Annotated in this window: 17 protein-coding genes and 1 tRNA gene; 2 read left to right on the top strand and 16 right to left on the bottom strand. The window is 65.6% G+C overall.

The genetic code is table 11. The annotated features are described in order from the left end of the window. From HBE63_RS00395 to hydA, 4 genes are all read right to left on the bottom strand, one after another. Entirely contained in the window at positions 1–1527 is a 1527-nt protein-coding gene (locus tag HBE63_RS00395; RefSeq protein WP_166902334.1) for an aldehyde dehydrogenase family protein, read from the bottom strand. A gap of 41 nt (positions 1528–1568) precedes the next feature. After that, complete coding sequence (locus HBE63_RS00390; protein ID WP_166902332.1) at positions 1569–2996, bottom strand: uracil-xanthine permease family protein; 1428 nt, start codon at positions 2994–2996, stop codon at positions 1569–1571. 34 nt (positions 2997–3030) lie between these two features. Then, a complete protein-coding gene (locus HBE63_RS00385; RefSeq protein ID WP_166902330.1) occupies positions 3031–4353 on the bottom strand; it encodes a M20 family metallo-hydrolase in 1323 nt (440 codons plus the stop codon). A gap of 96 nt (positions 4354–4449) precedes the next feature. Then, a complete protein-coding gene (gene hydA, locus HBE63_RS00380; RefSeq protein WP_166902328.1) occupies positions 4450–5868 on the bottom strand; it encodes a dihydropyrimidinase in 1419 nt (472 codons plus the stop codon). A gap of 208 nt (positions 5869–6076) precedes the next feature. Between hydA and HBE63_RS00375 the strand changes: the two genes are divergently transcribed. Continuing rightward, positions 6077–7219 (top strand): CdaR family transcriptional regulator, encoded by a 1143-nt coding sequence (locus HBE63_RS00375; RefSeq protein ID WP_243858403.1) that lies wholly within the window; start codon positions 6077–6079, stop codon positions 7217–7219. Between the two features lie 13 nt (positions 7220–7232). Here HBE63_RS00375 and HBE63_RS00370 read toward each other — a convergent pair whose 3' ends face one another. Both HBE63_RS00370 and HBE63_RS00365 read right to left on the bottom strand, forming a co-directional pair. Then, on the bottom strand, positions 7233–8441 hold the full coding sequence (locus HBE63_RS00370) for an RtcB family protein (RefSeq protein WP_166902326.1): 1209 nt from the start codon (positions 8439–8441) through the stop codon (positions 7233–7235). 100 nt (positions 8442–8541) lie between these two features. Continuing rightward, positions 8542–8624 (bottom strand) — tRNA-Tyr (locus HBE63_RS00365). A gap of 108 nt (positions 8625–8732) precedes the next feature. On the opposite strand from HBE63_RS00365, the gene HBE63_RS00360 reads away from it, so the two are divergent. Next, positions 8733–9224, top strand: coding sequence for a YajQ family cyclic di-GMP-binding protein (locus tag HBE63_RS00360; protein WP_166902325.1), 492 nt, complete (start codon positions 8733–8735; stop codon positions 9222–9224). A 70-nt stretch (positions 9225–9294) separates the two neighbouring features. Here the strand turns inward: HBE63_RS00360 and HBE63_RS00355 are convergent, their stop codons facing one another. The 10 genes from HBE63_RS00355 to HBE63_RS00310 form a co-directional block, all read right to left on the bottom strand. Then, complete coding sequence (locus HBE63_RS00355) at positions 9295–10485, bottom strand: MFS transporter (protein ID WP_166902323.1); 1191 nt, start codon at positions 10483–10485, stop codon at positions 9295–9297. Continuing rightward, positions 10482–11786 carry an LLM class flavin-dependent oxidoreductase gene (locus HBE63_RS00350; RefSeq protein WP_166909169.1) on the bottom strand — a complete coding sequence of 435 codons (1305 nt, stop codon included), beginning with the start codon at positions 11784–11786 and terminating at the stop codon, positions 10482–10484. Before HBE63_RS00350 ends, HBE63_RS00355 begins: the two co-directional genes overlap by 4 nt. Before the next feature lie 45 nt (positions 11787–11831). Further along, the gene (locus HBE63_RS00345; RefSeq protein ID WP_166902321.1) at positions 11832–12692 is read right to left on the bottom strand and encodes an ABC transporter permease; all 861 of its coding nucleotides are present in this window, start codon (positions 12690–12692) and stop codon (positions 11832–11834) included. Then, entirely contained in the window at positions 12685–13500 is an 816-nt protein-coding gene (locus tag HBE63_RS00340) for an ABC transporter ATP-binding protein (RefSeq protein WP_166902319.1), read from the bottom strand. Before HBE63_RS00340 ends, HBE63_RS00345 begins: the two co-directional genes overlap by 8 nt. Next, positions 13497–14528 (bottom strand): ABC transporter substrate-binding protein, encoded by a 1032-nt coding sequence (locus tag HBE63_RS00335; protein WP_243858806.1) that lies wholly within the window; start codon positions 14526–14528, stop codon positions 13497–13499. Before HBE63_RS00335 ends, HBE63_RS00340 begins: the two co-directional genes overlap by 4 nt. A gap of 135 nt (positions 14529–14663) precedes the next feature. Further along, positions 14664–15476, bottom strand: a complete 813-nt coding sequence (locus HBE63_RS00330; protein WP_208301265.1) for a mannan-binding family protein — start codon at positions 15474–15476, stop codon at positions 14664–14666. 9 nt (positions 15477–15485) lie between these two features. Beyond that, positions 15486–16184 (bottom strand): DUF3329 domain-containing protein, encoded by a 699-nt coding sequence (locus tag HBE63_RS00325; protein ID WP_166902316.1) that lies wholly within the window; start codon positions 16182–16184, stop codon positions 15486–15488. A gap of 24 nt (positions 16185–16208) precedes the next feature. Beyond that, positions 16209–17459: an MlaD family protein gene (locus HBE63_RS00320; protein ID WP_166902314.1), complete on the bottom strand. Its 1251-nt coding sequence runs from the start codon at positions 17457–17459 to the stop codon at positions 16209–16211. Next, positions 17456–18655, bottom strand: coding sequence for an MlaD family protein (locus HBE63_RS00315; RefSeq protein WP_166902312.1), 1200 nt, complete (start codon positions 18653–18655; stop codon positions 17456–17458). The genes HBE63_RS00320 and HBE63_RS00315 overlap by 4 nt, the downstream gene beginning before the upstream one ends. Next, complete coding sequence (locus HBE63_RS00310) at positions 18652–19770, bottom strand: MCE family protein (RefSeq protein ID WP_166902310.1); 1119 nt, start codon at positions 19768–19770, stop codon at positions 18652–18654. Before HBE63_RS00310 ends, HBE63_RS00315 begins: the two co-directional genes overlap by 4 nt. Positions 19771–19786 lie beyond the last annotated feature (16 nt).

Below are 19786 nucleotides of genomic sequence, written 5' to 3'. Positions count from 1 at the left end.
TCATCCGTACCGCTTCGGTTGGCCGTCGTCGCCGTACCAGTCCGGCGTGGAATCCTGCAGGTTCACCAGGATGCTCTTGGCCTCGGAGTAGGCAAGCAGCGAATCCATGCCGTTCTCCCGGCCGTAACCGCTCTGACCGAACCCGCCCCACGGCGAAGCCGGGTTGTTCTTGTGGTGGTCGTTGACCCAGATCACCCCGGCTCGCACGGCGTGAGCAGTGCGGTGGGCACGGCGTAGATCGTCGGTCCACACCGCGGCACCCAGGCCGTAGGCCGAGTCGTTGGCGTGGGCCACCGCGTCGTCCTCGGTGTCGAAGGGGGTGACGATGACGGCGGGCCCGAACACCTCTTCGCGCCAGAGTCCCATCTCGCGGTTGACGTCGGTTACGACAGTGGGCTCATAGAAGTAGCCATCGGCGAGGTCTCCGGGGAGCGCCGGCACCTGACCGCCGGTGAGGACGGTGGCCCCGGCACCACGGGCCGCGTCGACCGCGTCGATCACTCGTTGCTGCTGTGCGGCGGAGATGACCGGGCCGACCTGGGATTCGGTGTCGAGCGGGTGGCCGAGGCGCAGTTGTGCGGCGGCTCGCGCGAAGCGGGTGGTGAACTCGTCGAACACATTGCGTTGCACTAGGAATCGCGTTCCCGACACACAGGTTTGACCACTGGCGATGAAGGCTGCGAACAGCGAACCGCGGAGGGCGCGGGTCACGTCGGCGTCGTCGTAGACGATGACGGGGGCCTTGCCGCCCAGTTCCATCGTCGACGGGACGAGATTGCCGGCGGCGGCCACGGCGATGGCGCGCCCAGTGTTGGTGCCGCCGGTGAAATCGACCTTGGCCAACGCGGCATTACCGACCACTGCGGCTCCCACATCGGGCCCGGCGCCGGGAACGACATTGATCACCCCGGGCGGCACACCAGCTTCGGTGCAGATCTGGGCCAGCAGCACGGCGGTGATCGGGGTCAGTTCGGAGGGCTTGACCACGATGCTGTTGCCCATGGCCAGTGCTGGTGCGAGCTTTTTGACGAGCAACAGCAGGGGGTGGTTCCAGGTGACGACCTGGGCCACCACGCCGAGTGGTTCCCGGGTGACGTAGTTGAGGAAATCAGATCCGAATGGGGGCATGGTGCCCTCCAGGGTCTGGATCCTGGCCGCGTAGTAGGTGAACCACTCGCCCAGGCGGGCGACCTGCGGCCGCATCTCCATGATCGGGCGGCCGGTGCACATCGCGTCGAGCTTCGCGAGTAGCTCGGCCCGTTCGTCGAGGATGGTGCCGATCCTGTGCAGCACCTTCGCCCGCGCGGCGAGGTCCGTCCGGGACCAGATGCCCGATTCGAATACTCTGCGGCCGCCCTCGATTGCGGCCTCCACCATCTGTGGGGTGGCGCACGTGATGGACGTGAACGGTTTACCCGTGGCCGGGCAGGTGATGTCGAGGGATTGATCGGTGCTGATCGTCGTTCCGTCGATGAACGGGCCGACGGCCCCGATCTGGTCGACGAGGTGCGCTGCGTCCTCACGCATATCGGATGTGCCTTTCCTGCTTGATGTTCGGCCTGGGGCCGCTAGTGGCCGGTGACTGCTCCATCGGTGTCGTCGGCCGGTGAGGTGGTTCGCTCGTCGGGGATCACCAGGTTGAGGATCACCGCGGCCAATCCCCCGACCGCCACGCCGGTCTGCAGAGCCAGCGCGATGCTCGTCGACATGAACGCGATGCCCTCACCCGGGACCAGGGCGAAACCCACGCCCAGCGACAGCGAGGCGGCGATGATGACGGTGCTGCGTTCGGTGCGCAGCGTGGGCCGTAGGGTCTTGATCCCCACGGCGGCCACGGTGCCGAACAGCAGCAGCGCGACACCGCCCAATACCGGGGTGGGAATGGTGCCCAGGACGGCGCCGAACTTCGGGACCAGGCCCAGCAGAATCAGGAGGCCACCGGCGAAGACCGAGATCCGCCGTGCAGCAACCCGAGTCATGCTCAGCGCACCCAGGTTCTGGGCGTAGGCGGTCATCGGTGTGCTGCCCAGGGCGCCGGACACCACCGAGCCGATGCCGTCGGCGATCAGACCGCTGGAGATGCGCTTGCGGCTCGGTTCCACCCCGACGAGCGTGCTGGTGGCCGAGATGTAGCCGGTGGTCTCCACCGCCGCGACCACGAAAAGCAGCATGACCAAAATGATCTCGGTGATCGACGGAATCCCGAATCCCAACGGCAGCAGGTGCGGCAGACCGAACCAGGCCGCCTCTTTGATGGGGGCGAAGTCGATGATGCCCAGGAGCGCCGACAGCGCGTAGCCGATCGCGATGGCCAACACAATCGCGATCGAACGCAGGAAACCGCGCAGCACAATGGTGAAGACCAGCATGCACACGAAGGTCACCGACGCGACGAGGAACGCTTGGCTGGTGCCGTAGTACGGGGTGTCGTGGCCGACGAACTGTTCGATGCCGATCGGGATCAGGGCGATGCCGATCAGGGTGATGATGGTGCCGACAACCACTGGTGGGAACAGCTTCTCGATGTGGCGGTAGAAGAAGCTGATCAGACAGACCAGGAGCCCGCCGAACATCACACAGAACGCGATGGAGCCGGTACCCGATACCAGCCCGATGGCGATCAGCGGCGGCAGGAAGTACAACTCGGTGCCCTGCACCACGGGCAGCCGGGCGCCGATGCCGAAGGCACCGTTGCCCTGCAACAGAGTCGCCAGACCCGCCGCCACCAAAGTTGCTGCCACGATCGAGATGGTCAGCGACGGCGACAGATGCAGCCCGCCGGACAACAGCACCGGGGCAAGTGCGGTCGGGGGCAACATGATGATCACGTGCTGCATGCCGTAGAGAACGCCGCGGCCGACCGGGAGCCGGTCTTCCAGGTTGTACAGGAACTCCAGCGCGGGTTTGGGTTCGGTTGTCCGGCTGCCGCCGGTATCCGGTTCGTGCTCGCGTAGGCCGTGGCTCACGACGTCAGACACCGGTGGTTCTTCGATCATGACTGGAGCCCTCCTTGACTCATGACTGGCCGGATCAGCGGGTGCGGTTGGCGGTCGCCGAGTCCAGGGCACCGTCGAGCATCCGGGCCAGGGTCTCGGTCAGCACATCGACGCCGGTGCACAGGTCGTCGTCGGCGGTGTACTCCGCCTCGGCGTGCGAGATCCCTTCCACGCTGGGCACGAACAGCATCACCGACGGAACGATCTCTTTCATGTTGGTCGAGTCGTGGCCGGCGCGGGTCTGCACGAGCATGCTCGACACCCCCAGGTCGTCAGCGGCAGCGCGCGCCAGCTCCACGCCTTCGGGCTGGTAGTGGTGCCCGGGCCAGACGTGGGCCTTGCGATGCTCGACCTTGACCTTGGCGCGGATCTCGGCTTCCGCGATGCGCTTTCGCAGCGCGACGTCGGCGGCCGCCAGCAGCTCATCGTTGTCCGAACGCAGGTCCAGGTGCATGTGGACCTCGCGCGGCACGACCACCGGAGAGTTGGGCAGCACGGTCATCTGCCCACAGCTGGTGTGCAGTTCCTCGCCGAACTCGTCGGCGATATCGCGCAGCGCCACCACGATCAGCGACGCCCCCAGCAGTGCATCCTGGCGGTCGTCGATTGCCGTGGCGCCGGTGTGGCCTTGGGCCCCCACGACATTCAGTTCGTACTTGTTGGCGGCCCAGGTGCGGTCCACCAATCCGATGGTGACATTGTCCTTCTCCAGTTCGCGGCCCTGCTCGATGTGGATCTCGGCATAGGCCGCCAGCTGGCGGCTGACGTCGCCGTCGGGGAACACATCTGTCGTGCCGATACTGTTGATGGCGGTCAAGGCCTCCCGGACGGTGATGCCGTCGGAGTCGGTGATGTTCAGCGTGTCTTCGAGGTCGGCCGCACCGGTGAACACCGCGCTACCCATCAGCGACGGCTTGAACCGTGAGCCTTCCTCGTTGAACCAATCCACGACGGCGATGTTGTACATCGGCTTCACCCCGGATTCGGCGGCCTGACGGCGGATCCGGTCAGCCGCGGCGGCGCCGGCAAAGACACCGTACGCGCCGTCGAACTTGCCACCACGAGGCTGGCTGTCAAGATGCGAACCAACCAGCACGTAGGGGGCGCCTGGATGAAACTCCAACAGGCCGAACAGGTTTCCTACCCGGTCCACTTCCACGGTGAAACCGCGGTGACGCAGCCACTGCGAGAACCACTCACGCATCTGACCGTCTTCGGCGGTGGCGGCTTGGCGCTCCACACCGCCGGCAGGCGTCTCGCCGATGACCGCCAGTTCAGCCCACGAGTCCAGGAACTCGCGGTCGCGGGCGGTGTCGAGGGCGATACGCAGATTGTCCTTGTTCACTTGTGCGGTCATGACGTTCCTCCAGGCATGGTGAATCGCGGGCCGCCTCGCGCGCGACTCGTGAAGGTGTGACGACCCCGCTCGGGGATCAGGTTGTGGCCGGTCCGGTTAGATCAGGTATTGCGACAGACCACGTTTGAGGTAGCCGCCGTGGCCTTTTCGGCCGTGGTATTGACCACGGTCGACGACGATGGTGCCGCGCGACAGCACGGTCTGCACACCGCCGTCGATCTCGAAGCCCTCCCAGGTCGAGTGATCCAGATTCGAGTGGTGGGTCTTTTCAAAGCCGATCGAGGTGTGCGCGTTGGGGTCATAGATCACGACATCCGCGTCGGCCCCCGGCGAGATGATGCCCTTGCGCGGGTACAGCCCGAACATCCGCGCCGGAGTGGTGGCGCAGATCTCGACCCAGCGCTCCAGACTCAGGTTGCCGTTGACCACGCCCTGATACATCAGGTCGATCCGGTGTTCCACGCCGGCCATCCCGTTCGGGATCTTGGAGAAGTCGTCGATTCCCATGTCCTTCTGCCCCTTGAAGCAGAACGGGCAGTGGTCGGTGGACACCGTCGCCACGTCCCCCGTGCGGATGTAGCGCCACAGCTCGTCCTGATGACGCTCCTCGCGGGAACGTAACGGGGTGGAGCACACCCACTTGGCGCCTTCGAACCCCGCGGCGCCCAGCTGCTCCTCCAACGACATGTACAGATATTGCGGGCATGTCTCGGCGAACACGTTGGCTCCGGCGCCGCGGGCCGTGGCGATCTGTTCCATCGCCTGCTTGGCCGAAACGTGGACCACATACAGCGGGGCACCGGTGACCTTCGCCAGCATGATGGCGCGGTGGGTGGCCTCCTCTTCCAGTTCCCACGGGCGTGACACCCCGTGGTAGTAGGGCGAGATCTCACCGCGGGCGATGTGCTGGGCCACCAGCTGGTCGATGGCGATGCCGTTCTCGGCGTGCATCATCGTCAGCGCACCGTTGCCGGCACACTGCTGCATGGCCCGCAGGATCTGTCCGTCGTCGGAGTAGTACACCCCCGGGTAGGCCATGAACAGCTTGAAGCTCGTCACGCCCTCGGCGACCAACTCGTCCATCGCCTTCAGCGAATCGGAGTCCACGCCGCCCAGGATCTGATGAAAGCCGTAGTCGATCGCGCAGTTGCCTTCGGCCTTGGCATGCCAGGCGGCCAAGGTGTCCTGGACCCGCTCCCCTTGCCGCTGGATCGCGAAATCGATGATCGTGGTGGTGCCGCCGTGGGCCGCCGCTCGGGTGCCGGTCTCGAAGGTGTCGGAGGCGACGGTGCCGCCGAACGGCATCTCCATATGGGTGTGGGCGTCGACGCCGCCGGGGATGACGTACTTATCCGAGGCATCGAGCACCCGATCGAAGGTCTGATCCGGGTCGCCGAAGGGAGCTGCCGCCGGGTCGACCAGGGCAGCGATGCGCTCACCGTCGATGAGCACGTCGAGCGCCTGGGTCCCTGTGGGTGAAACGACGGTGCCGCCGCGGATGTACGTCGTGGTCATGGCAACAGAGCGTATGGCGAGCCAGGTGATCGGGCCCATAGCCACAGTGCAACGTGTTACCTCACACAAATTGTGCATGCGCACATATTCAGGCGGTGTCCGCCCGACTTTCCCGGCCCGAATTGGGCATAGGCCAAGGGGCTGCGCCGGGCGAGGTCCAGCTCGCTCACCCTTCGCAACCGTTGCCAGTGCAGTAGCCTGCCGGGTGATGCGCAATCTGTCCGCACGCCGCGACGACACCCGGCTTCGCTGGCGGTGGCTGCTGCAGACACTCGGCAACCTCGACGACGACCTCGCCGCCGACTACCTGATGCAGATCGACCGCGGCGCCCGGTACTACGACAACGTCCCGGACGAAGACGATCTGCTCGACGCTGCGCGGCACGCGTTCCGCTATCTGCTGGCCACCCTCCTGGAACGGCCGATGAGCACCGAACTGGCGGAGTTTCCTACCGCGGTCGGGGCGTTGCGCGCCACCCAGGGGATCGCGTTGGAGAATCTCACGGCGGCAGTGCGCACCGACTTCCTGGTCGCCTGGTCAGCCCTGCTGAAGCTGGCCGGTGACGACGATATGACCGTGCTGGCGCTGCACGTCGACGTGCTCTGGAAAGCTGTCGACGACTTCGCGATCAGAGTGCAGCGCGGCTACCTGGACCAGCGCCTGTCGATGGCGCGGACCAGCACCCTCGAACAACAGCAGAGCCTGTCCGACCTGTTCTCCGGAGAGCCGGCACCGGCCACCGTCCGGCGCGCCGCCCAGGTCCTCGGCCTCGACGAGGCGTCCAGGTACTGGGTGATCGGGGTTGCCGGCGAGGAGGCTGGACGCATTGTCAACCGGCGCTTGCTCATCAGACACCTGAAGCCCCTGGACTACGTCAACCGCGGGGCGGCCCTGATCCTGGTCGCCGCCGACGGCCGCTGGCCCGACGATGAGTCCGTGGTCGACGATGTCCTGGCCGACCTCGAAGGAGCAGTCGCACCCCGCTCGGTACCGCTGCCGGAGGTGCACCGAGCCGCCGCCACGGTCCAGATGCTCATCGATCTGAACCTCAAGGCGACCACCTTGCGTCGCTCCTGGGCCCAGCTGTCGATAACTCAGATTTCGGAAGTGATCGAGGACCTGCGCGGGTACGTTCTCGATCCACTCCACGATGTCCACGACTACGAGCTGATCGTCGAGACGATCCAGGTCTACTCCGGCAGCGGTTCGGTTTCCGACACCGCGTCGGCGCTGTACTGCCACCGCAATACCGTGATGAACCGGATCCGCCGATTCGAAGAGGCCACCGGTATCAGCTTGCGCAGCCCACGCTCGCTGGCCATGGTGCAGTTGTGCCTGCTGCCGGCCTAGGACCGGACACCACCTACGTACCCTTCACGTTGAGCACCTGACGGAGCTCGTGCTCGATCTCGATCAGGCTCGCGGCGTCAGCCATGACGACGTCGATGTCCTTGTACGCGTCCGGGATTTCATCGACCCACGCCTCGCCATGGCGATATTCGATGCCCTGCATCCGCCGTGCGAGGTCGTCGGCCGTGAAACGGCGACGCGCCTCGTTGCGGGAGAACCGACGGCCGGCGCCGTGCGGAGCCGAGCACAACCCGGCGGGATTGCCCTTGCCGCGCACCACATACGACCGAGTTCCCATGCTGCCCGGGATCAGCCCCACGACACCCTTGTGCGCGTCGATCGCACCCTTACGCGTCAACCACACCTCGCGGCCACCGTGGTGTTCCTTGCGGGTGTAGTTGTGGTGACAGTTCACGCGTTCGACCTCGAAATCACCCGCAGTCTTCGGCTCGTCCAAATGGGCATAGCCCATCCATGCGGCGAACACCCACATGTAGCGGTCCATCATCTCGGCGCGGTTCTCGAAGGCAAATCGCTGCGCCCAGTTGAGGTCTCGCAGATAGTCGGTGAACTCCGGCGTGCCCTGAGGCAGGTAGGCCAGGTCGGGGTTGGGCAGGTCGATCCACCACCGCTTCATGAGCTTCTGCGCAATCCTGATGTGCTTCTGCGCGATCTTGTTTCCGACACCACGGGAACCCGAGTGCAGGAACAGCCACACCCGGTCGTCCTGGTCCAGGCACAGTTCGATGAAGTGGTTGCCGCCGCCGAGAGAGCCGAGCTGCTCGCGCCACTTGGGCGAGTGCGACAGGTCGATCCCACCGTCCTTGGCCAAGTGCTCGAGGTCGGTGATCCGACCCGCCGTGAACGGGAACCGGGCGAGCGTGTCGTTGTAGTTACCGGGCGACAGCGGAATCGCCGCCTCGATCGCCGTGCGCAGCGCCGCCAGATCACGGCCCTCGATGTCGGATGCGGTGAACTCGGTGCGGGCCGCGATCATGCCGCAGCCGATGTCGACGCCGACCGCGGCCGGAATCACCGCGTCAATGGTCGGGATGACGGTGCCGACAGCCGACCCCTTGCCACTGTGGGCATCAGGCATCAAGGCGATATGGGGATGCACGAACGGCATCGAAGCGGTCTGCCTCGCCTGCTCGATGGTGTTGTCGTCGATGTGGCTGGCGAAGTTCAACAGCTTGTGGTCGACGACGCGATGCGTAGTCATGACGTCGATTCTGCCGATGCTGTCGAGGGGATTGTTTGTCCTGGCGGACCGTCAGGCCCAGAGACCAAACAGGCCCCCTCGAAAGGGGGCCTGACTCGGGTGGCAGATGCAGGATTCGAACCTGCGTAGGCGTAAGCCGACGGATTTACAGTCCGCTCCCATTGGCCGCTCGGGCAATCTGCCTGGTTTCGCGCCGCCCCGTTTCCGGTTTGGTGCGACTAGCAGGGTACAACGAGGATGTACCCAAGTTACAAACCGGCAGGATTATCGAGGGAAGAGGAGGGGCGTCCGATGGCGGATTCCAGCTTCGACGTCGTCAGCAAGGTCGACCGTCAGGAGGTCGACAACGCGCTCAACCAGGCCGCCAAGGAACTTTCCACCCGGTTCGACTTCCGCGGCACCGACACCAGCATCGTCTGGAAGGGCGAAGAGGTGATCGAACTCACCTCCAGCACCGAGGAGCGCGTCAAGGCCGCGGTCGACGTGTTCAAGGAGAAACTGATCCGCCGCGACATCTCGATGAAGGCCTTCGACGCCGGCGAGCCGCAGGCCAGCGGCAAGACCTACAAGGTGTCCGGCGACATCAAGCAGGGCATCAGCAGCGAGGAGGCCAAGAAGATCACCAAGCTCATCCGCGACGACGGCCCCAAGGGCGTCAAGGCCCAGATCCAGGGCGAGGAGATTCGGGTCAGCTCGAAGAAGCGCGACGATCTGCAGGCCGTCCAGGCGCTGCTGCGTGGTGCCGACCTCGACGTGGCGCTGCAGTTCGTCAACTACCGCTGAGGAAGCCGCCGACTGTGCGCACAGATCGCGTTCGACGACGACACCGCGATCTGAGCGCACACTCGGCGCATCAATGGGTCGGCTCAATGGGTCGGCCAGGCGAGAACCTCGGAATGAACCGGTGCATGGTGGCCGCTCCGGCGCACGACACCGCGCCCAGGGCGGCCGCCGCCACTCCCAGCGGGGCCACGGCTGCCACCCCACCGATCGCCAGCGGCCCGAGGAACATCCCGCTGTCGTGCATCAGCCGCCAGGCGGCCAGGAACTCGGCCCGCGTCGCAGCAGGCGCCACATCGGCGCCCAGCGTCATGATGACGCCGTTGCCCAGCCCGTTGCCCACGCCCATCAGCACGGCCACAGCCGTCATGGCGATGACCCCACCGGCGAACGGCACCGCGAACAACGACGCACCGATCACCAGTAGCGAGGGCACCGCCATCGCCCGCCGCCCATAGCGGTCCATGACCATCCCGGCCGGGTACGAGCACAGCAGGTCGGCCAATGCACCGATGCCGAACACGACCGACGCGGTCGCCGCGCTCAGTCCGATGTGATCGGCCCACAACGGCAGCACCGCATCCCGGGACGCCCGCGCCGCCCCCATCATCAGCGCGCCCAACCCGAGGGTGCCCAGGAGCGCGCGATGCGTGCGCACGATGTCGCCGAGCCGCGCCCCGCCGGGCACCGCGCCCTCGGCCCGCGGCGGATCGGCCAGCCGCGCCATCAGATACCCCGACACCACGATGCCGATCAACTGCACGATGAACCCGCCCCGAGTCCCGGCGGCCAGGATCACCGCCGCCCCGATGAGGGGCCCGACGAAGTAGCCCAGCCGCCAGGTCAGGGCGAAGGTGGCCATCGCGCGGGCGCGTTTCTCCACGCCCACGGCTTCGGCGAGATAGCTCTGCCGCGCCAAACCCCATACCGCACTGGAGAACCCGGTGAGCAATGCGCCGATGCCGAGCACCACCGGATTCCAGGCCACCAGGGACAGCAGCACACCCGCCGTGCCGAGCGACGATCCGACGATGATCGACCTTCGCTCGCCGAACCGGGCGACCATACGGCCGGCCGGCAGATCGCCGAGCACCGCGCCGAGCCCGACGAGCGCGACGATGAAGCCGGCGGCGCTCACCGAGGCGCCCAGATCCCGTGCGATGAGGGCGATCACGGGTGCGCCTGCGCCCTGCCCGATCCCGAAGATCGCGGACGGCAGGAAGACGGTGGTGACGAGGGAGCGGAGCGGGACGCCCTCGCTCACGCGCTGGTTTCGGCCGCCGTCACCGTGTAACGGCTGGGCCGGCGCGCCAGCCCGTAGTGTCCGCGCAGGGTCGTCGCGGTGTAGTCGGTCCGAAACAGTCCGCGCCGCTGCAGGATCGGCACCACTTGCTCGACGAAATCCTCCAATCCGCCGGGCAGATACGGCGCCATGATGTTGAACCCGTCGGCGGCGCCCTCGGTGAACCACAGCTCCAAATTGTCGGCCACCTGCTCAGCCGTGCCGGCGAAGGTACGGTGTCCGCGGCCGCCACCGAGTTTGGCGATCAACTGCCGTACGGTCAGCGACTCGCTGCTGGCCAGGTCCTTCACCAGTTGGTAGCGGCTCTTGTTGCCCTGAATCTGCTCGATGGGCGGCAGGGCGGGCAGCGGCGCATCGAGCGCGTGCGCGGTCAGGTCCACCCCGAGCATCTGCGACAGCTGACGCAATGAGTACTCGGGCGAGATCAGGTCAGTGAACTGCTGTTCCAACTCTGACGCGGCCTCCTCGGTGGGACCGATGAACGGCACGATGCCGGGCAGGATCTTCACGTCGTCGGCGCTCCGGCCGAACTTCACCGCGCGGGCCTTCACGTCGCGGTAGAACGCCTTGCCGTCTTCCACCGAGCGCTGAGCGGTGAAGATTGCCTCGGCGTATCGCCCAGCGAAATCCTTGCCCGACTCCGAGGACCCGGCCTGCACGAGCAGCGGACGACCCTGCTCCGAACGCGGTGAATTCAGCGGGCCGCGGACCGTGAAGTGTTCGCCGTCATGGTCGATGCGGTGCACCCGGTCCGGGTCGGCGAAGATGCCGGTGGACTCGTCGAGGACCAGGGCGTCGTCTTCCCAGCTGTCCCACAATGCGGTTGCCACGTCTACGAATTCGGCAGCACGTCGATAGCGCCCGGCATGGTCGGGAATGCCCTCGACACCGAAATTGGCCGCCTCGTCCTCGCCAGCCGAGGTGACGATGTTCCATCCGGCCCGCCCGCCGCTGATGTGATCCAGCGACGCGAAGTTGCGGGCCAGGGTGTAGGGCTCGATGTAGCCCGTCGTGGCGGTGGCGATCAGGCCGACGTGCTCGGTGGCTGTCGCCATCGCGGTCAGCAGCGTGATCGGTTCGAAGATCGCCTGCGTGTTGTGCTTCACTCGCGGCCCCACGGCGAGCCCGTCGGCGAAGAACACCGAATCCAGCTTGCCGCGTTCGGCCAGTTGGGCCAGACGCTGGAAGTGCTTGACGTCGGTCAGGTCCCGCACATCGGTGCGCTCGTGCCGCCACGCTGCCTCGTGGTGGCCGACCCCCATCAGAAATGCGTTGAGATGCAGTTGGCGTGGCAATGGTTCCCTTTCCTAAGTGGTGACGCGCCAGCCCGACAGGCGCCCTTCGATGGCCACCACGATGCCGTTGAAGGTGACTCCCACCAGGGCGATGGTGACGATGCCGGCGTACATGTTGGGGATCTGGAAGTTCAGCTGCGAGGCGGTGATCAGGTATCCCAATCCAGCCTTGGCGCCGACCATCTCGGCGGCGATGAGCACCAGGATCGAAGAGGCCGCCGCCATGCGCAGGCCGGTGAAGATGGTCGGCACCGCCGCGGGCAGGATCACCTTCTGGAACAGCCGGATCGGCGAAAGCCCGAGAGAGCGCGCCGATTTGATCAGCAGGGGGTCCACGGTGCGTACCCCGGAGATGGTGTTGAGCAGGATCGGGAACGACGCCGCGTAGATCACCAGCGCGACTTTGGAGGTTTCGCCGATGCCCAGGATCAGGATGAACACCGGCAACAGCGCCAGTGCGGCGGTGTTGCGGAACAACTCGAGGATCGGGTTGAGGAACTCCGCGACCGGCCGGTACCAGGCGATCGCCACCCCGAGCGGAATGCTGATCACGATCGCGATGGCGAGGCCGATCAGGGCCCGCGACAGACTGGCCGAAACATGTTCGGCCAGTTGTCCGTTGCCCAGGAGTGTGAACCAGGCGCTGATGACCTCGGAGAACGGCGGCAGGAAGACCTTGTCCACCAACCCGACCCGCGGCGCCACCTCCCACAGCGCCAGGAACGCGGCGACGACCACCGTGGGACGCAACAGACGCCATGCAAGGGCCTGCACCCGGCGGCCGCGATGCGCGGCTTCCGGCGCGCCGGCCGGCGGCTCGATCGTCGGCTCGACGGGCGCCGCGACCGGAGCCACTGCGATGGCACTAGACATGTTGAACCTCCTCGGACCGGGCGCGTTCCACCTCGTCGTGCAGAAGCGACCAGATGTGGTGGCGTTGCGCCCGGAACCCTTCGCTGGATCGGATGTCGTCGGTGCTGCGGTCGATGTCGACGTCGACGATCTTCTTGATCCGGCCCGGTCGCGAGGTGAGCACCGCGACCCGTTGGCCGAGATACAGCGCCTCGTCGATGCCGTGGGTGATGAACAGGATGGTCTTGCCGGTGGCCTGCCAAATCCTCAGCAGCTCGTCCTGCAGGGATTCCCGGGTCTGGGCATCCAGCGCGGCGAACGGCTCGTCCATCAACAGCACCTCGGGGTCGAACGCGAGGCTGCGGGCGATCGCGACCCGCTGCTTCATGCCGCCGGACAGTTCGTGCGGGTAACGATCCGCGAAGCCCTGGAGCCCGACCAGATCGAGATACTCTTCGGCCCGTCGCCGCCGCTCGGCAGCCGGCAGTCCTTTTGCCTCCAGGCCGAATTCGATGTTCTTGCGGGCGGTGCGCCACGGCAGCAACGCGTACTGCTGGAAGACGATGCCACGATCCAGACCGGGACCGGTGATCGGCGTGCCGTCGAGCAGGATCTCCCCCGACGTCGGCTGGGTCAGGCCGCCCAGCAGATCCAGCAGGGTCGACTTGCCGCAGCCACTCGGCCCGACCAGCACCAGGAACTCCCCCGCCGCCAGATCGATGCTGATGTCCTGAATCGCGGTGAAACGGTCCTTCTCACCCCGGATCGCGAACTGCTTGGTCACCTGGCGCAGGCTCAGTTTGGGTGTCGCGCTCTCGTATGTACTCACTTGTGTGCCAACGCTTTCCCATCGGGCCCGCTGCCGTCGGGATAGGTTCCGTTGGCGTACGGGTTGAATTCGTTGGTATAGAGGTCTTTTGCCTTCAACTGGCCCTCCTTGAGCTCGCCATTGCGGACGAGCCAGTCGATCCAGGTCTGCAGTTCGCGTTCGGCGATCACCGCGCCGGGCACCGGAATGCCCGAGCTGCGCCAGTATTCGATGGACTGGGTGTCCTCGTTGCGCTTTCGCTTGTTGATGATGTCCCGGAACTTGGCGACCACCTCGTCACGCGGGGTCACCTGGGTCCAGCGGATCGCCCGCGCGGTGCCCTGCACGAAATCGGCCACCGCATCGCGGTTCTTGGCCAGGAAATCGTCACGGACCACATAGGTGCCGTAGCTGAATGCGCCGAACAGCGACTTGTCGGTGAACAGCGGCCGGATCCCGCCGCGTTGCTGCGCGGTTTCGCGCCAGATCCCGTTGAGGGCGGCGACGTCGATCTGGCCTTCGCGCAACGCTTGCTCGGTGTTGACCGGCGGCACCACGGTGAGGGTCACCGTCTTGATCTCGTCGTTGGTCAGACCCTCCTTGGCCAGCCATTCCCGAGTCAGGAATTCGTGATGGGCGCCAAGGGTATTCATCCCGACCTTCTTCCCGATCAGGTCCCTGGCCGAGCGGATCGGGCTGTTCTCCAACACGAAGTAGCCGGTGTATTCGCCGTCGTCGGCGCCGTATGAGCTCAGCACTGAGGTGATCGGCGCACCGGCGGCATTGAGCTTGACCACGGCACCGTTGAACGCCTCACCCACGTCGATGTCGCCGGTGGCCACCGACTGGATGTCCTGCGGCCCGCTGGTGGTGTTGCCCACCCAATCCAGCTTGATCTTCTGGTAGTAACCGAGATCCTCGGCCAGTTCCTGGAACCGAACCTCGCCGGCCCAGCCCTGGTAGCGCACCACGGTCTTGCCGTCTTCCGTGCGCGCGGATTCACCGGACGAGCCACACGCGGTCAGTACCAACACGAGTGCGCTGAGCATCGCGAGTACCGAACTGAATAGCCGCATGGCCGTTGCCCCCTGTGGAGTCGCACTGATTGGTGCGGCTCATGGTGGCAACAAACCGGGGCCGAGTAACCCTTTAGCCTCGTGAAGAATCGAAAGGTTCAGGGCGGGTCAGGCGCCGCCGTACTGCGGCTGGAGTACCGGGGCGAGCGCGGAGAGCGGAATGTGCGCCTGCACGGTGCCGCCGTCCATCGACCACTGCATCGCCCCCGGCGTGAAATTGATCGGGGAGTCGCGGCCGACCGGATAGTCCGGCATGTAGAGGATCAACTCGTCCGGCGTCAACGCCCAGGCCTTGTAGCCGCCCGAGTACACCCTGTCCGGGGTCCAGCGGTCAGGAGTGAAGGGATAGGTGCCGGGCTGGTGCGGCGGCGGTGCGGCATCAAGGGCGGCGACGAGGAACGGCTCACCCAGGCGCGGGATCTCGGCTCGGTGGTCGACACCCGGTTTGAACAGGTCGGCCAGCTGCAACTGCCGCCCGCCGGCGAACGTGAAGGTGCGGTAGGCGTCGCTGACGATCGGCGCGTTCGGGTGTGACAGCGCGTCGGTACCGACCGTGCCTGAGTACATCTCGTGGAAAACGGCCGTCGTCGCGTCGCCGTGCTGGAAGATCTCGAACTGCTCCTCGCCGAAGCTGTCCGCGGCCATCTTCTGCGCGGCGTTGCGCCAGTTGTTCATCAGGTTGGTCAGGTACTGCCGGATGACGGGGTTTTCCACCAGATCGCCGGGCAGCGCCAGCTTGATGTCCCGGACCGCCTTCCGGTCCGAGGTCACCGACGTGTGGCAGGCCTGCCCGTCCCACTGTCCGGCCAGTTCGTCACAGAACGTCGCCGCCGAGGCCGCGGCGGACGGGGCAGTCGTGATGGCCACCACCGAACCCGCCACCAGGGCCGCTGCGCCGATCAGTTTGCCGATGCGCAACATGTCAATACCTCAGGGAAGTTCCACTTTGCTTGCCCGCCACTGCCCGTCGACCTTCTCCATCGTCATCTTGATGCGGCTGCGGTCGATCCGTGGATCGGGCACGGTGCTGTTGGCCACCGACTGGTCGACGAACAACAACACGACGACCTTGTCCTTGCTCGCCGACTGCACCGCCGATTGCACGACGACGCCGTGAGCGGTGGCCTTGTTGTCGATGAGCAACTGGCGCAGTTGGACACTGGACTGCGAGTACATGTCCTTGAACTCGCCGGTGGCACCGGCCAGCACCTGGTTGAAGTTCTCGTCGACCTTGTTGGAGTCGATACTCGTCAAGATCTGGGCATAGTTGACCGCGGCATCCTGTGCCTGCTGACCGGCCTGTGCGACCTGCTTGGTCTGCCACAGCTGCCAGCCGAGGAAACCGGAAAGTGCCAGGGAGGCAACAAAGACGACGGCAACCGCGCCGACGAGTACCGGGCGACGCCAGCCCCGTGTCTTGCCCTCCGACTCAGGCTCGGGCTCTGCCGCCTCTTCGGCGTCGGCCTTCGACTCGGATTCGGTCTCGGACTCGTCGTTGTCTATGTCCTTGGCGTCGTCGGCCTCCGACTCGACAGTCTCTTCGGCCGTCTCTTCGATACCGATTGCGTCGTCGACGGTTTCGGCCTTCTCTTCATCGGTGTGCTTGTCAGCTGTCACGGTCACCGTCATCTCCTTTGGGTGAGGTTGGGTGGTTTAGCGGGGCGGTTCGATCGGCAGGGTCGGGCCGCCGTAGGGAGTCGGAATCGAGTAGCGCCCTCTGGGCGTCGGGTCGGTGGTGCGCCCCAGGTCCGCACCGGGTGGGGGCCCGGCGGTATCGTCGCCGGCCGGGCGCGGCGCATTCTTGGCGCCGCGGACGAGGACACCGGGATGGTCGTCACGGCAGTAGGTGTACATGTAGGGCTCTGGGTAGTCGGCTGACGATGGTGGCCGGCGCGGTGTCCCGTAGTCGCAGGTGTAGCGCGGGTAGATTTCGCCGGTGGCCCACAGCCCGTTGTCATGCATGACACTGCCGATCGCATCGAGTACCGAGGTGCGGTAGTTCGGGAACAAGGCATGCAGCGCGGGCACCCGCAGATACAGCAGTTGCGATGTGTTGGCCAGACTTCCGAGAAGCTGCACCATGGTGTCGGAGTTGTCGGCGAACAGGTTGTCGACCGAGGTCAGGGCTCCGGGAGTCTCGTTCGTCAGCCGGCGGAAGCCGTCGCGCATCCGGTTGATCCCGTCGAACGTGGAGCTCAAGTTCTGCGAGGCCACCGCGATGCCGGCGTTCTTGTCTGCGGCCAGGCTGAAAACCACTCGGCTGGTGCGCAATATGCTCGCAGTCTCGGGCAGCACCGAGTCCAGCGTCGACAGCAGGAACGTGCCGCCGTCGATGACATCGGCGAGCTTGCCGGGGCCGGCCTGCGACATGCTCAGTTCTTTGCGGATCACCTTGAGTTTCTCGACGTCGACCTGGGCCAGCGCGCCGTCGGCGTCAGCCAGCAGCTGAGCCAGACTGACCGGCACCGTGGCCTTGCCCAGGCCGATCACACTGCCGTCGGACAGGAACGGCCCCTCACTCGAATTCGCCATGAAGTCGATGTACTGCTCGCCGGCCGGGGACAACCCCGACACCCGGACGTCACTGGACTTCGGGATCGGCACTGCCGAGCTCACATTCACGACCGCCTTGACGCCGGTCGGCGTGATATCCAGCCGTTCCACCCGCCCGACCTGCACGCCGCGCAAGGTGACGTCCTGATTGGGCAGCAGGCCGGCCGATTCCGGCAACTCGATGGTGATGCGGTAGCTGGAGTCGAACGGTTTGACCCGCAGCGCCCCGATCATCAGGTAGGCAGCGGCCACCACCAAGGTCATCACCAGAGCACCGGCTGATAGCCAGGCCTTTCGTTGATAACCGAACCGGACCAGCCGGACCACGACATTCGCCAGCGAGTCGATCATCGTGGGGCCTCGGCAGGGGCGGGCGCCGGCACAATCTCGCCGGGCTCTGTCGGGCTCGGAATCACCGGCATCTGCGGCACGCCCGGCCCACGTCCCACCACCCGCTCTTGCAACCGCAGCAAGGTGTACTGCAGCGAGCCGACCAGCTGATGCCAGTTATAGCGCTTGGGTCCGTGCAAACCGGGATCACCGGCGAACCCGATGTCGGGAATCGAACCGAGAACCAACCGGTCGATGCTCGCTCTGGTCGACCACGCATTGCTCGGCATGCTCTTCACGATCGGCGGCATCAACCGGTTGAGCGCGTACAGGGTGGCATCCGGAGCCAGGGCCACATCGTTCCAGGCTCCGGCGACCTTGTTGGCGTCGGCGATCACACTGCGGCCGCTGGTGTCGGTACCGGCGATCGACGGGAACTTACGCAGCTGCTCGGAGGTGTCACCGATCTGTGCGATGAGATCGGCGATCTGTGTGGTGTGTTCGGACAGGACCTGGGTGGCCGGGGCGGCCTGATCCATCAGTTCGCTGACGGTCTGGTTCTTCTCGTCGATCTGACCCAGCAGCTTCGAGGTCTCCGACATCGCGGTGTCCAGTTCCTCGGAACGTGCGTTGAGCGTGCCGAGCGTGTGATTGGTCTTGGAGATGAGGGTGCCGAAAGCCTCGCCCTGATTGCCGGTGGCCTTGCCCAGTCCATTGATGATGTTGGTGAAGTTGCGTACCGCACCGCCGTTGACCAGAATCGCCGCCGAACCCAGCAGCGACTCGACGGTCGCAGCGGCCCGCGTCGAATCCAGGCCGATGACGTCACCGTTCTTGAGCAGCGGAGCATTCGGATCAACCGGGGTGGGTGGGCGAACCGAGACGAACACGTCGCCGAGCGGTGTGGCCGAACGCAATTCGGCGGTGGTGCCCTTTGGCAGGCGCACACCGTCCATGATGCGCAGCGTAGTCACCGCGGTGTAGTCGTGGGCCACCATCGAATCGACCTCGCCTACGTCGGCACCGGCCAATTTCACCTTGGCGCTGGCCGGCAGGTTCAACGCGTTGGAGAATATCGCGGTCAGCCGGTAGCCGCCCGAGCCCACCCCGGGCGCGGGCAGCGGCAGGCTGGCCAGGCCCTCGGAGGCACACCCCGAAATGGTCAGGCACGCCGTCATCACCACAGGCAGAACGTATTTACGCACCGGTTTGATCATTTCTGCCCCATCGCCGCCATGCCGTCGAGGACAGAGGTGAGCCCGAAGTCCGGTCCGAAATCCTGCACCGTCCCGGTGCTGCACCCCAGTTGCCGCAGCCCCATCATGTTGCACACCTCCTTGACGGTTTGCGAATCGAACAACACCTTGTCGACCAGCACGTGCACTCGTGCCGCACCGTTGTTCTGGTCGACGATGTTGTAGAGGTTGTCCAGTGTCATCGGGGCGACGTCGAGGAGCTCGGCCAGATCACGCCGGTGGTCGACAAAGGTTCCGGTAGCCGTGTTGCCGTTGAGCACGATCTGCTTGATCTCATCGCGGTGGGCCTGCAGCACCTCACCAACCTGGGTGACGACCTGGTTGAGCTTCTTGCCGGTTGTGCCGGTGCCGAAATTCTCATCGGCCAGGATCTGGCTGAGTTGGCGGACCGCAGAACCGAACTCACGCAGGGTGGCATCGTTGTTGGCCGCGGCCTGAAACAGCGAGCTGAGATTGCGCACGATGGTGGTGAGTTGATCGCGGGTCACCGCGCCTTTGTCGGCGCTCAGCCGCAGAGCATTGGACAGTTCACCAAGGGCATCCTTCATCTCTTGGCCGTTGCCATCGGCGATCGCTGCGCTGGCATTGACAACTTCGGCGATCGGCCCGTTGCCCTTTCCGTCACCCTTCAGGGATGCCGACAGCTTGTCCAATACGTCGAGCACCCGGGCGAATTCCACCGGAGTCTTGGTGCGGTTGAGCCCGATGGTGGCGTGGTTCTGCAGCGTCGGTCCGCCGCGATAGGGCGGGGTCAGTTCGATCTGTCGGTCGGTCAGGATCGAATTGGACACCGTGACGGCCTGGACATCGTGCGGAAGCTGCACATCTTTGTCGACGGTGAACTCAACCTCCACATACCCGCCCTTGGGGACGATCCTGGTGACCTTCCCGACCTGCATACCGAGCACCGCAACCGTATTGCCTTCATAAAGCCCTGCGGCACTGTCGAACTGGGCGGTCACCGTGATGGTGTTTGTCAGGTCCTTGAGATACCACCAGCCGGCGCCGGCCACCGCGGCCAGGGCTAGCACGCCCACCGACACCAGCGCCAAGAGTCTGTTTCTGCTGCGGCTCATTTTGCAGTTCCTGCGA

The organism is Mycobacterium sp. DL440 (assembly GCF_011745145.1).
Lineage (GTDB): Bacteria > Actinomycetota > Actinomycetes > Mycobacteriales > Mycobacteriaceae > Mycobacterium.
The sequence above is the reverse complement of the archived record's forward strand: the minus strand, read 5'-3'. Positions and strand labels throughout refer to the sequence as shown.

Bases quoted from the DNA above. Each gene is read 5' to 3' on its own strand.
- HBE63_RS00395 (WP_166902334.1), bottom strand. From the start codon at position 1,527: ATGCGTGAGGACGCAGCGCACCTCGTCGACCAGATCGGGGCCGTCGGC.
- HBE63_RS00390 (WP_166902332.1), bottom strand. From the start codon at position 2,996: ATGATCGAAGAACCACCGGTGTCTGACGTCGTGAGCCACGGCCTACGC.
- HBE63_RS00385 (WP_166902330.1), bottom strand. From the start codon at position 4,353: ATGACCGCACAAGTGAACAAGGACAATCTGCGTATCGCCCTCGACACC.
- hydA (WP_166902328.1), bottom strand. From the start codon at position 5,868: ATGACCACGACGTACATCCGCGGCGGCACCGTCGTTTCACCCACAGGG.
- HBE63_RS00375 (WP_243858403.1), top strand. From the start codon at position 6,077: ATGCGCAATCTGTCCGCACGCCGCGACGACACCCGGCTTCGCTGGCGG.
- HBE63_RS00370 (WP_166902326.1), bottom strand. From the start codon at position 8,441: ATGACTACGCATCGCGTCGTCGACCACAAGCTGTTGAACTTCGCCAGC.
- HBE63_RS00360 (WP_166902325.1), top strand. From the start codon at position 8,733: ATGGCGGATTCCAGCTTCGACGTCGTCAGCAAGGTCGACCGTCAGGAG.
- HBE63_RS00350 (WP_166909169.1), bottom strand. From the start codon at position 11,786: ATGGGGGTCGGCCACCACGAGGCAGCGTGGCGGCACGAGCGCACCGAT.
- HBE63_RS00345 (WP_166902321.1), bottom strand. From the start codon at position 12,692: ATGTCTAGTGCCATCGCAGTGGCTCCGGTCGCGGCGCCCGTCGAGCCG.
- HBE63_RS00335 (WP_243858806.1), bottom strand. From the start codon at position 14,528: ATGCTCAGCGCACTCGTGTTGGTACTGACCGCGTGTGGCTCGTCCGGT.
- HBE63_RS00330 (WP_208301265.1), bottom strand. From the start codon at position 15,476: ATGTTGCGCATCGGCAAACTGATCGGCGCAGCGGCCCTGGTGGCGGGT.
- HBE63_RS00325 (WP_166902316.1), bottom strand. From the start codon at position 16,184: ATGACGGTGACCGTGACAGCTGACAAGCACACCGATGAAGAGAAGGCC.
- HBE63_RS00320 (WP_166902314.1), bottom strand. From the start codon at position 17,459: ATGATCGACTCGCTGGCGAATGTCGTGGTCCGGCTGGTCCGGTTCGGT.
- HBE63_RS00315 (WP_166902312.1), bottom strand. From the start codon at position 18,655: ATGATCAAACCGGTGCGTAAATACGTTCTGCCTGTGGTGATGACGGCG.
- HBE63_RS00310 (WP_166902310.1), bottom strand. From the start codon at position 19,770: ATGAGCCGCAGCAGAAACAGACTCTTGGCGCTGGTGTCGGTGGGCGTG.